We start from the raw sequence: 12,412 nt of genomic DNA, 5'->3' as shown, positions 1-12,412 counted from the left end.
GGGTAGAAAGGTGGGTAGAAAACCTAGGATAAAAAACATTTAACTATTGTATTTTTCCATTTCATCACTAGAATGTTTAGTCCCCTTTTTAATCAATTTTATTTAAACCAAGAATAAGTGCTAACATGAATCAGAAAGAAATTTGGGGTAAATACATATTAGCTCAGCAAAAAGTACTAGAAAACAAATCGAAACCTATTAGTATAAACACTATCAATCAACCTAAAATTGAGGGTAATAAAATATCTATATCAATAGATCAAGAAGTTTTTAAAAAAGTATTAAAAGCAGACATTGAAAGAGTTTTCAAGCTTAAAAACTTTGACTTTTCTCAAAATCATATTTTACAAGATATAGCAATAACTGAAAAAATATCATCTGATGAGCTTTCCCAATTAAAAGAAAATGCTCAAAATAATTATATAGAATTTAATGAATTTCCTGTTATTGAAGGGGAAATAGCTGCAATTAACAATCCCAGAGAGCAACTGATCGAAGTGATTGGTGTTTTACCTACAAATTATTCTTTTAAAAAGGAAGGGTTACTTTTATTAACTTTAGATGAAAAGTTAGCGTGTGAAAACATTAAAGGGATTGATTTTGAAAAAACAACTGGAGCTGTTTTTCAAATCAAACCTTCGATTTGCTACATAATTTCATCTTTTTATAAAAAAATTGAAATTTATGAATTAGAAAAAAAAATTCATATAAAGGGTGAATTAAATCAATCAATGCTTAATGTTTTCTATGAACATTTTAGACTCAAAAAAACAAGTCACATTCTCCATTTTGAGTTTCATAACCATCCTACACTTAATAGAGAAATTAAAAATTTAGATAAGAAAGGTATATTTTTTCCAGAGGCAAAAGGGAATGTAGTAAATTTCAAATATGATAATCGTTTTTTTGAAGAGCATGAATCTGATTTGTTTTCTGAAATGGTTAGATTGAAAAGAGCCTTCAAAGTATACTTCCCTAATTCTGATATTTCTATTACATACTCTACTCAATATAGTTATGAAACAAAAATGTTGAATGATGGTTTTTTAAATTTATCAAGAAATGAAGATGTCTTTTGGAGTAGATTATTTAACGAAATACATGGTAATGAATATCAAATTAGTAAATCAAAACGCATATTGTCGTTTGACTTTGATAGCCAAGAAGAATTAGATAAAAAGCTAAATCACCTCAATTCATTGTCATTTTTGGATATTTATGATAGAGAAGAGAAGCATAAATATAAGTTCAGAATTAAATTTACCACTGGACTACATGAATTACAATCTATATTAAAAAATGAATCACCAACTCTAACCACTAAATTGATTGGAAACGGAGAAAAATTGATTTTTAGACAATTTTACAAAACCGGAAATAAGGGATTTGTAAGAGACAATCTTTTAAATAGGCTAGGATTATTAATTGACACCGGAAAGTTTTTGCTGTCAATTAGTGATACATTTCAAGAGAAGTATATATGTGAAGAAAATTTTGACTTGAAAATTGAACAAGAGGACGAAAAATTATCAAAATTAAGACGGGAAGAATTTTATTTTGGCGACAAGAATGATAAATTTTATTTGGGAACGCTCCAAAAAGTAGATTATCCTATTTTAGAGTTTTCAATAGATGATGACAAACTTCATGAGGTAAAAGAAAATATAGCTTTACACGGTATAAAAGCAATCTTCCCTGACCTCAAGGGAGAAAAGGATAAGATTGTAAGACTGTCAAATACGATATCAAAACTAGAGTCAAAAGATGTATTACCAAATAACAATGCTAAACATTTTTTGTTTGATTCATCAAAAGCTAAAAAAATAGAAAATATTGAATATCTTTTAAATCCAGATAGTCAGGAATGGAAAGAATTTGAAAATTGTGTTTTTTCCAAACAATTAAATATTTCTCAAAAACAAGCTGTTTTTAAATCCCTCTATTCAGAAGAGCTTGCGTTAATTCAAGGCCCTCCAGGAACAGGAAAATCAACAGCAATTGCGGAAATAATTTGGCAACATGTTAGAAGAAATCAGAAAGAAAAAATTTTACTTACATCAGAAACAAACCTTGCAGTTGATAATGCAATTGACAGGTTGAAAAACGATATGCACAATGTTGTAAAACCAATAAGATTTGGTAATGCAGATAAATTAGAATCTGAAGGTCGTTTTTACTCTCTTAATTCAATAGAAGATTGGAAAAAAAACAGTGACGACATTGGTAACAATACAGTTGCACATTGGGTAAATAATATATCAAATCGAATAATTAAAAACGAAAACGAAACGATAGATTCGGCTTTGATTAGATGGAAAAATATATTACAAACACCATCAACAAGAACTCGAGAGTTATTTTCAGATAAGTATATTAAGCACGCTAATCTTATAGGAGCAACTGGCAGTTCAATTGGGAAATTAAATTCAGAAGGCAAATTCACTTCTTTTTTTCGTTCCTATTTAAGTGTTTATGCATCTAATATTAGCCATAAAGACTCAAAAAAAGTTAATATATGTTTTGATACAATTGTCATGGATGAAGCTAGCAAAGCTACACCTCCTGAATTAGCGTTACCGGTACTTTTTGGTAAAAAGGCAATTATTGTTGGTGACCACAGACAACTTCCTCCTATGGTTGATGGAGAAGAAATTAAAGATACTTTGATATCGATAGGTGAAAAAGATTTAGCAAATACTTTGTCGAGAAACGAATTTGATAAATCTCAATTTCAAAACCTATTCGAAAAGATAGATTCTAGTATTAAGGGTACGTTTGATACTCAATACCGTATGCATCCCGCAATAAATGATGTGATTGCTCAATTCTATGTTGACGATGGTGGTTTAAAATGTGGTTTACCTTTAGAAGAAAAATATCACCAATCATTTGATGATAAAATGTCAAGGTATCACGGTATGAAATATGATGCTATTTTATCTCCTAACACCCATGTGTTATGGGTTAATGTTGACACACCTGAAATAAAAGAAGGTACTTCAAGAGTAAATTATGGCGAAGTCGAAGCAATAAACAACATTTTAAAAGTAATTAAATCAAGTGATGGTATACAAGAGTTTAATGATTGGTTATCTCCACAGACAGAGGAAGAAAAACAAATAGGAATTATTAGTTTTTATGGTAAACAGCTAAAACATATAGAACGCATGATCGCTGAAAACCACAAAGAATTACCGATTAGATTAAGTACAGTTGATAGATTTCAAGGAATGGAGCGAAATATCCTTGTTGTTTCTATGGTACGTAGTAACACAATTGCGACATCTAAAGAACAACAACCAGATTTTGAAATTTATGGAGATTTTGGATACCCTCTCCAAAATAGTTTAGGATTTGCTGAATCCCCTAACCGTTTAAATGTGGCCCTTTCAAGAGCTAGACGACTACTTGTTATTGTTGGAAATAAAGATCATTTCTGTAGTAAAGAAATTTACAAAAATGTTTACACAACTATTATTTCATCGGAAACGGGTAAAGTTTTCGAAGCTAAAGAATTAAGCAAAATAATTAATACAAATGAGTAGTCCAAAAAAAATACATTCTACTTTTTCATTTGATTGGATAGTAAAGAGCACTTCTTATAATGTTAAATTTAGAAAAGCTTATGAGATCGATGAGATCGATGAAATATTATGTTCAATAATAAAAGCGAAAGGTATTAGTATATGTCAAACAGAATTAGGTGAATTATTAGGATTTAATTTATCGGATGTACCCGAAGAAAATAAGTTTAAGGATATTGCAGAGGAAGCCGTCTTAAATGAATATTTACAGCAATTACTTGAATATGGTTTAATCAAAAAAGAAGACAAAACTCTATTCATTACAGATTTAGGAAAAGAGGCTTTAACAACAAAACTTAAATATAAATTTATTTATGCATCGGTTAATTTATTTGAAAATGTAAGCATAAAAGGAGAAAATTCAACATTCTCATTTAGAGAAATATTTGGCTTAAAAAGTCAAATTGATATCATTAGACCAAGTGAATCTTCAATTATAATTGAAGATTCTTTATTCAAAAAGAGACTTCAATTTCAATTATTTGAAAATGATAAATTTAAAGGCGAATTGCTTGAAGTTTACGAGTCTAATTCTCCAATACGATATTCAGAATTTAAGTTGACTGGTCACCTATTGTCAGATAATGATAATTTCAAACTATCTATATCAAAAGAGGGAGTCGATAAACTTATTTTATGTGAATTAATAAATGAATCTCGAAATATAGTGTTTCAAAACAAATTGATTCACAAAGGGAAGTTTCAATATATAATGGATAGTGAAACCTCAATTAAAATTAATGATATATTAGAATATATCGATTTATGGAATTGGGAAGAATTAGCTAAAAATAGCCGAATTGATTGGAGTGAAGAACAGATCTTTGATTTATTTAAAAATAAAGGCAATCGTAATGTCTGGAAAAACATCTCCGAAAATACACCTATTGAAAAAATTGAATCTGTCATTCAACTTTTCATAGAATATTGGGATTGGAGAATTTTAACTCAACGTTTCGACACAAAATTTATATTTAAAACAATCAATGATTACAAATGGGATTTTGAGGAACTTTCATATAAAGAAAAAGGCCTTGTAGTTAATTTATTATCATTAACTAAGTTTAAACTAGAAAATTGGGATTGGCAGTATTTAACACAAGAATTACCTGATGAGTTCGTAGTAGGGAATATCAATAATTTCCCTTGGGATTTTCATTTACTTACAACCACAAAATTCGAGGTTTTTAAAAAAGTTTTTAACTCCGATATTGAACGACAACTTCTAAATCCTTGGAATTGGAATTATATTTCACAAGAGATAAAAGTTGGATATTTATTTCAGAATATAGAAAAGTTCGCAAATCATATTAATTGGAATACGATTTTGGAACGTTTTTTCAATGATGAAGATATTGCGAATAAATGTGTAACAAATCAATCTTTTAAATCCCTTTTAAAAACAGCATTACCAGAAAATTTTATTATATCTCATCAAAACTACAACTGGTCCATAAACACTATTGCTTTTTTTGATGAATTGAACTTAATGAACTGGGAAACAACAACTTATTCAAAAGGGTTTGATTCAAATAGATTTGTAACATGGAATGAAGATATTTTTAATAAATATTTCCATAAAATTAATTCAGAACAAGGATATTCAACCGTCAGTTCTTCAATAACGGATTATAATCTTCTTAGGAAACATCCAACTTTTAATTGGGACTGGGAAGAAATATCAAAAAACAAGACTCTAGTTTCGGATGTATTGTTTATTACCAAAATAATTACACAAAAAACTACTATTTCAAGTTACCTCAATTGGGGTGAAATTTTTAATTTTCATGAAATTTCATTTTGGAATAAATATCTATCTGATTTTGAAAAATACATACCTCATGACAAAGGTCAACCGTTTTGGCAACAGCTAACTAGTAGAGAAGAGTTTGGTTTTATTCTTTCGAATTATAATTATCCTTGGGATTGGAAATATGTAACAGAAAATAGTTCTTCGGATATAATAATCAAATCATTTGAAGACAAACAATTAATTGAAAAATGGGATTGGAATGTTGCCACTACTAAATTATCTAAAACTGATATTGTAAATAATTTAGAAATTGGAACACCTTTTTGGGATTGGGACTTTATTATAAAAAATATTTTCACTGTTAGTGTTGATTTAAAACTAGAAGATGGTATACTCGCTAATATTGCGAGTTGTATATCTGTTCTTGATGATGAAAAGAAAAAAGAAATTTGGAAGATTTTAACTTCTGTATTTCCAATTGACATACTCTATAACTATATTGATGCCACTTCTACAAATATTACTTTTGAATGGGATTGGGATTATATTTCAGGACATAAACATATACCGACAGATTTAGTCAGCCTTAATAAATTTAAATATAAATTAAATTGGACTATACTTTCTGATAATGATTCAATTAAAACACAATTCAATCAAGCCAATTGGGGAGATGATAAAAAAGGATATTTAGTAAATCTTAAAAAATATTTGAATCAATTTTTAGACAAATGGAATTGGAAAGTACTCTCTACAAATCCTCATTTAAATTGGAATCGGAATATTTTGCGGGATTTTGTAAAACAAGATTGGGATTGGGACTATTTGAGTGAATATGGTGATTTTTTGAAAAAAGGAAAAAATGATACAGATGATTATTTAGTAAAACTTTTAAATCAATTTCCTATTGATTATGCTTCGTTTTCAAAACGACAAAATTTAATAATATCGTCTAACACAATTCAAGCTAAGGCAAATGAAAATTGGGACTGGATTGTACTATCTCAAAATCCTAAAGCTGAAATATCAAGTAGTTTATTAGTCGATCTAAAAGAAAAAAACTGGGATTGGATTACTTTATCCAAAAATTCGAAAGTTGAGATATCAAACGAGACCATTTTCGAACTAATGGATAAAGATTGGGATTGGAATTCATTATCTAATCGTTCTAAATTAATTTTCGATTTAGAATTTTTATCTAAAACTTTATCTAAAACATGGAACTGGAAAGTCGTTTCAAAGCATAAATCATTTATACCAACATTAGAAATCTTAACTCTAACTCAAAAATTTGAATTGGATTTGAAACATTTATCAAAACACTCAGACTTAAATCCAACACGTGAATTATTAGCGAAATTTGAGGACAAATGGGATTGGAATCATGTTTCAAAACAAAAATCTATTGATTTTAAAGACATTGATCTAATTTTACGTTTTATTGACAAATGGGATTGGACTTACCTTTGTGAATCTGGAAAGATTGACTTAAACAAAGAAACATTAGTTAATTTTAAAGAATACTTTGACTGGGATTTACTTTCTCAAAATACGAGTATTGAATTCACCAAAGAATTAATTCAAGAATATAAACCATTTTGGAATTGGAATCAATTGAAAAACAACAATCGAATTAATGAGTTATTAGGAGAATATGTTCAAGAAATTATTGAAGCATCCCCCAAATTAAGATTTATTACTAAAATTGCAGAACAATATTCTCCGTGGAAAGGTTCTGTTTATCATTTTACAAACATTGATAATGCTATACAAATAATTAAGAATAGAAAAATTCAAAGTCGAAACAAAGCAAATATTTTAGGGGATGCAGCGGGTAATGTCGTACATCGTAGAAGTGATGCTCATGAATATTCTAGATTTTATTTTAGACCTCATACACCAACACAGTTTTATAATGAGTTTTTAGGAAAAAACACTAATGACGGCTATAGAAATAGCAACTCCGACACTTGGGTTTCTTGGTACGAAAAAGCTCGTGGGTTGGGTTTTCCAAAATGTCCCTTACCCATTTTCTTTCGTTTTTCAATCCAAGAAATACTTTTGAAAACCAAAAACAAATGTTGCATTAGTAATGGTAATATGCAAACGACTTCAACATCTTTCGGTTCAATTGAATCAATGATCGACAAATTTGGTTTTGAAGACTTATTTTATACTCCAGGACAATACTCTACAAAAGAAGACTATAATAAGTACCGTGATTTCGCTCAACAAGAATTTCTAATTCAAGAAGAACTAGGTTTTGACGAATTGAATAATTTTGAAATAGTTTGCCCAACAGAAACAGATAAAAAAATGTTGATTTCATTAATTGGGAATGAAAACAGAGAACTATTCTCAAAAATTGTTGTTGACAGTAGTTATTACAACAATGAAAATCCTCGAATTAGAATCACAAACAATGAAACAGAAACTAGGATAGAATCTGAATTTAAAGGAGAAGGATACTTAAATCTCTATCCCTCAATCAAAATCAATCCGAACAGTATTATTACTGGTGATATCGAACGGATCAACAACGACAAATTGATTTTTAAATCTCATTTGGTTTTAAATAATTACCACGAAGATTTCAAAGTTACTTTTACAGATGAATCAAAAAGAGAATGGTTTATTTATCAAAATAATTAGAAAATATGGCTATAAAATATATACACGGTAACATTTTTAATTCAAAGTGTCAAACAATAGTAAATACAGTCAATTGTGTTGGTGTAATGGGGAAAGGAATTGCACAAGTCCATAAATTACGTTATCCAAAAATGTATTTAGAATATAAAGAACATTGCAAAAACAAACTAATTAAAACCGGTACTTTATGGTTGTATTCAAAACAACAAAATGCTCCATGGATATTAAACTTTCCAACCAAATTTCATTGGAAATATCCTAGCAAAATGGAATGGATAGAAGATGGATTAAGAAAATTCGTAGATACCTATAAAGAAAAAAAAATAACATCAATAGCATTCCCCTTACTTGGTACCCACAATGGAGGACTAGAAATCGAAAAAGTAAAAGTCTTAATGAACGAATATCTAAATAAGTGTTCAATTGAAATTGAAATTTACGATTATGACCCCAATGCAAAAGATGATTTATTTGAGCATTTTAAAATAAAATGGCTATCTATTGATTCTAATAATTTAAAAATTGAAACAGGTATTCAACCACAATATGCAAGGAAAATAAATGATATTATTGAGTCTGGAGAAGTCAATTCAATGATTTCACTAGCTAACTATGAAGGTATTGGCGAGAAAACTTTAGAAAAGGCATTTAATTATGTTTTGAATCTCAACCATCAAAATAATGCGCAAATGACATTTCCTCTAACGGATTAGCAATGTTAGAAGAATATTTTTATTAAGCATGACGCGCAATCAAGCGGTCTCCCTCCGGTCGCTTCCTTTGTTCCGCTCGGCTGTTCCAGTCGGTCGTCGGCAGAAAAAGCCTCCTTCCTCCGTTCCACAGGCACTTCACAGCACAAAAAAAGAGCAGCTCAGAAAAAGAGCAGCTCTTTTTTTGCGCTGTTTCGTTCCTCGTCTCCACACGGTCGCTTCCTACGTTCGTCGGGGCTAGTACATCCACTATACAGCTTCATTCCGTTTCACTCCGCAGGCTACGCTGCACTGCATTCCAGCAGTATTGCGTCTGTCGCCCCTTATTTTTTCAGCGGTTGCTCCTTCGCACAGCCATCGGGGTTGGCTCCGTTCCGTGAAAAACGTCACTTTGCCCTAAATCAAGGAACGCCTATCGGCTGCTTTTTATATTTTCCCCGCCGTTTCACGCTCGCAGTACTTCACTCCACTCCGTAAACTACGTTCCGTTCCCGTCCTGCGGTGGCTGTTCGATTGCCGCAACCCCGCCACTGCGCTCCTCGAAAAATAATAATCTCCACTACCGTTACGCTTATTATTTTCTGCGGTGCTTGGGGGTGTTTGATTGCCGTTTTCATAAGAACTCCCCCGCATAGAGCTAAACAACAACATCAGTCTTCGAAAAAAAATAAAAAAAGAAAGTAAAGGTAAGTTCCGGTTTTATAAAAAATACAAGTTCAAGCCCTACGGGTTTTAGAAAAAATCTCCACCCTCAATCTAAAATGTGCATTCCACAACATTATTCGGTTCGGGTAGTATTTTTTCTAAAAAACTCAATTTTTTAAAAACCTCCACTGAGAGATGACTTTCTTTTTTTCTTTTTTCTTTTTGAAAAATTTTAGGAAAGGCGGTTTCGACAAATCCTGCATTCATAAAAACGGAAAAACAGAAGGAAAACTAACTTTTAAATTCCGAAGCCATGCTAAATTTTATTATCAAAACCCACCGAAAAGGAACGTTTTATAAAGGAAACCAAATCTTTATTCTCAACAAAGGTTTGAATAGCGGCAAACCTCAAAAAGAACGATTCACGAATAGCTTTGTAATTCAATTTTCAAATCAAGAAGATGCAGAAACAGTTTATTGGTTGGCCTACAGTCTTTGGAAAGCCAAATTCTGGCACCAATCCCTTTGTGGTTCTGTAATTCCATTTTTGCGTATACATGATTTCAAGAAGCGCTTTTCGGTTAAAGTCAATGAAATGCTGGTGGATTTTGAGTTACACAAAAAACAGATCCAAGCGTTGAGGTTGTTGGAGCAAAAAGAGGAACAATTACTTCAGAATATTGTACTTATAAACGAAATGAGAAGAGTGATTTTGAGTCATTATTGTTTAAAGACTTGAAACAAAAAAAGCAAGTAACAAACATAAAATTGGAAAATAAAGTTTAAAAAACTACTTTTGATACTATCAAATGATAGTATCAATGAAACCTCCTTACGACATTACACCGAAAATTTTAAAATTGATTACCGCCATTTCCGAAAAAATCGGAGAGGTAAATGCGAATTACCTAAGTAAACAATCACCACAACTTCGAAAACAAAACAGAATTAAAACCATTCACTCTTCATTACAAATTGAGGGAAATACATTGACAGAAGAGCAGATTACAGCTTTGATCGATAACAAAAGAGTAATTGGCCCCGAAAAAGATGTACTTGAAGTTTTGAATGCCATTAAAGTCTATGACAAACTAAACCAATACAAATACACTTCAAACAAAAGTTTCTTAAAAGCGCATCATGATTTAATGAATGGCTTAATTGATGCTTCGGGAAAATACAGAAAGCAAGGTGTCGGAATTGTTAAAGGAACAATAGTAGAACATATCGCTCCACCTCACAAAAATGTTCCTTTTTTAATGAAGGACTTATTTGAATATCTTAAAGATAACGAGGAGTTAACATTACTAAAAAGTTGTGTGTTTCACTATGAAATGGAATTCATACATCCTTTTTTAGACGGAAACGGTAGAATGGGACGATTGTGGCAAACGTTGATTTTAATGTCTGAATACCCAGTTTTTGAGTTTCTACCGTTTGAAACTTTAATAAGTCATACTCAGGAGGATTACTACAAATCATTGGCACTAAGTGACAAAACTGGAAAATCTACTTTCTTTATCGAATACATGTTGGATGTAATTAACAAATCTTTAGAAACGTTACTCAATTACAACAATCGAATTTTAAAAGACATTGATCGATTAGAACATTTTGTAAACTTGGGAATCAAAGAATTTTCAAGAAAAGAGTATATGAATGTATTTAAAGACCTTTCATCCGCTACAGCGAGCAGAGACCTGAAAAAAGGAGTTGAATTAAATTTGTTTGAGAGTATTGGTAGCCAAAACAAAACAAAATATAGAGTCAAAGGTTAATGGTTTGGATGTTTTTATCCTAAAATGTATCGTTAGGTAACAACCAGTATAAAAACTCAAACAAAAAAATAAGTTAACGTGGTGAGGTCATTGAAAAGAAGGATTGTTTAGACTAAAATATTTTACATAAAAAAAATACTTAGAATGAACTTTAATTCTTATTTACTATCTAAGTTGCCTATAAATTTTTAATTATTTGATATAAAGTTGATATACGTTTGTGAAACATATAAAATAAATAATTAAATTAGTAATCTTTAACTTAAAAAAAATTAATATTAAAATGGGAAAATTTGTAATTAACAAAAGAACAAATGGCGAATTTCAATTCAATTTAAAAGCCAACAACGGACAAACAATACTCAGTAGTGAAGGTTATACAACAAAGCCCAGCTGTGATAATGGTATTGAATCTGTAAAACGTAATTCTCAGGATGACTCTAAGTTTGACCGCAAGATATCTTCAAACGGCAAACCTTATTTTAATCTTAAAGCTACCAACGGGCAAATTATAGGTACTAGTGAAATGTATGAAAGTGAGGCTTCTCGTGATAATGGAATTGCTTCTGTAAAAAGTAATGCACCTGATGCTACTATTGAAGACCAAACAAGCTAGTAGAATTTAATGCTGTTTCCGTTTTCAAAATACGTATCTTGTTTAAGAGATGAAGAATAGATCGATTTTGTTCTGGACATAGACAAACTAAAAAAAGCCTGATCTCACGACCAGGCTTTCATATTAATTCGAAAAAAGGTTACCAAGCCAAACCCGAATTATTTCTTTTTTGATTTTGTAAATCCTTTTAAAAGGAGCGAAACCGCAAAACTTACAATTGCGCCCAGTACCGCTAAGATAGTCGTTTTTAGAATATCTTCAGAAAGGATGTTAGGTACAACACTTAACAAAGTTCCTGAGGCGGTGCCGATTCGGAGGGAAATATTAGTCTCCATCACGAGGCTTATTTTGGTTCTCTTGCTTATTTGTGACTTTATCATCCACCGTCATTTGGCTTACTGCCGAAATAACCCCACCTGCAACGGCCAAATAACCTGCAACAGTCACGACAGTAGCCGGCAAAACAATTGGAGCAGCTATAACACTTCCACTGATGGCCAACAAAGCCAAACCAATACTTCTCAAAATCTTGAAAAACTTTGGAGTTGGTGCTTTTATTCTTTTGTAGGTTCAATTTATAAGTGCAACAGATATATTAAAAACACTTGGAGTTAGCCCCCAAGTGTTTAAGGTCAAAAGCCTAAATTTGTCTTGCATGAAAAAATATAAACAAT

General features: G+C 30.8%; 8 protein-coding genes. 6 read left to right on the top strand and 2 right to left on the bottom strand.

What is annotated here, in order from left to right; genetic code table 11:
• Positions 1-125: 125 nt before the first annotated feature.
• The 6 genes from ACNQGB_RS15455 (at position 126) to ACNQGB_RS15430 (ending at position 11,738) form a co-directional block, all read left to right on the top strand.
• Positions 126-3,545: a DEAD/DEAH box helicase gene (locus ACNQGB_RS15455; RefSeq protein ID WP_417945998.1), complete on the top strand. Its 3,420-nt coding sequence runs from the start codon at positions 126-128 to the stop codon at positions 3,543-3,545.
• A complete protein-coding gene (locus ACNQGB_RS15450) occupies positions 3,538-7,989 on the top strand; it encodes a DarT ssDNA thymidine ADP-ribosyltransferase family protein (protein ID WP_417945997.1) in 4,452 nt (1,483 codons plus the stop codon). Before ACNQGB_RS15455 ends, ACNQGB_RS15450 begins: the two co-directional genes overlap by 8 nt.
• Before the next feature lie 5 nt (positions 7,990-7,994).
• Positions 7,995-8,702, top strand: a complete 708-nt coding sequence (locus ACNQGB_RS15445) for a macro domain-containing protein (RefSeq protein WP_417945996.1) — start codon at positions 7,995-7,997, stop codon at positions 8,700-8,702.
• A gap of 955 nt (positions 8,703-9,657) precedes the next feature.
• Positions 9,658-10,083 carry a DUF6943 family protein gene (locus ACNQGB_RS15440; protein ID WP_417945994.1) on the top strand — a complete coding sequence of 142 codons (426 nt, stop codon included), beginning with the start codon at positions 9,658-9,660 and terminating at the stop codon, positions 10,081-10,083.
• Positions 10,084-10,165: 82 nt separating this feature from the next.
• On the top strand, positions 10,166-11,122 hold the full coding sequence (locus ACNQGB_RS15435) for a Fic family protein (protein WP_417945992.1): 957 nt from the start codon (positions 10,166-10,168) through the stop codon (positions 11,120-11,122).
• A 283-nt stretch (positions 11,123-11,405) separates the two neighbouring features.
• Complete coding sequence (locus ACNQGB_RS15430; protein ID WP_417945990.1) at positions 11,406-11,738, top strand: YegP family protein; 333 nt, start codon at positions 11,406-11,408, stop codon at positions 11,736-11,738.
• Between the two features lie 158 nt (positions 11,739-11,896).
• On the opposite strand, the gene ACNQGB_RS15425 is transcribed toward ACNQGB_RS15430, so the two are convergent.
• On the bottom strand, positions 11,897-12,073 hold the full coding sequence (locus tag ACNQGB_RS15425) for a hypothetical protein (protein ID WP_417945989.1): 177 nt from the start codon (positions 12,071-12,073) through the stop codon (positions 11,897-11,899).
• On the bottom strand, positions 12,063-12,263 hold the full coding sequence (locus tag ACNQGB_RS15420; RefSeq protein WP_417945987.1) for a hypothetical protein: 201 nt from the start codon (positions 12,261-12,263) through the stop codon (positions 12,063-12,065). Before ACNQGB_RS15420 ends, ACNQGB_RS15425 begins: the two co-directional genes overlap by 11 nt.
• Between the last annotated feature and the right edge of the window lie 149 nt (positions 12,264-12,412).

The organism is Flavobacterium frigidum, assembly GCF_048286795.2.
This window is presented reverse-complemented; position numbering and strand designations above follow the sequence as displayed.